This is a genomic window from Cereibacter changlensis JA139 (genome assembly GCF_003034985.1).
GTDB lineage: Bacteria > Pseudomonadota > Alphaproteobacteria > Rhodobacterales > Rhodobacteraceae > Cereibacter > Cereibacter changlensis.
On record NZ_PZKG01000383.1, the window covers coordinates 1 to 874 of the forward strand.

Here is an 874-nt window from a genome sequence, read left to right on the forward strand (position 1 = left end):
GGCGGCATGGGCGAAGTTCCCAAGGGCCATCAGCCGGATCGCGGCGTTTTCGGGCTGCTTCCACAGGCGGAAAACATCGCGGCCGTATCTCTCGCGAAGCAGGACGAGGGAGTGGCCCTGTCGGACCAGGTTGTACTTGAACAGCAACTCCAGCCCATTGCCGATGGTCAGGGTGACAGGAAGCAGGAAGGGCAGATGGTCAGCCCGAAATTCGGCGGAGTCGACAAGAACATCCGCAGCGGTCAGACAACGCGTTGCGTTGACCAGCATTTGATTGACGTCATGGGGCACAAGCGCCTCCCGAACTCGCACGTCCGGATACTACCACGGGTTGAAGGTCATGCCATATGCGGAGTTTCGCACTTTGATCGTACTGGACAGGTGCGGATCATTCGGGTCGAAAATATCGATAGATCAGCCACGCTATGCCGAGACCGGCCGCAGTGACGCCTGCAGAGATGAGGGTGATGGTAAGTGGCTCATCACATTGGGTTCCGGGGCAGTAGAGGAAGGCATCGACTAGGCCGATGAAGGTGAAAAGGGCGAAGAGGGCGGCAAACAGGAGGCAGATAGCGAGGCCCGCTCCCCAAACGAATTTAATCATAATGAAACCTTGGAAACTTGGCGGAGCCGTCAAAGAACAACCTATGAGGGACGGGTGCAACCCGATCCGGCGCGACCTTTCACCGCGCCACAGAGGGTGGCGGCGAGCGCAGCCTGCCGCAGCCCCTGCCGTCGACCATGGCTCAATCCCGGCCGAGGCCGGGATTTCCGTTGGCCCGCCGATCAGGCCAGCCGGGCCGAACGGGTCGAGCCGACGAAGTCGAACGAAGGGCAAGCCCGCATGCGGGCGCAGTCTCGACACGTTCGGCGC

At 61.0% G+C, this 874-nt stretch carries 2 protein-coding genes; both read right to left on the reverse strand.

Annotation, left to right across the window (positions count from 1 at the left end; translation table 11 throughout):
* On the reverse strand, positions 1–291 hold a 291-nt coding region (locus C5F48_RS24215), incomplete at its 3' end, for a hypothetical protein (RefSeq protein WP_146170772.1).
* Positions 292–388: 97 nt separating this feature from the next.
* On the reverse strand, positions 389–874 hold a 486-nt coding region (locus tag C5F48_RS25865; RefSeq protein WP_219907849.1), incomplete at its 5' end, for a hypothetical protein.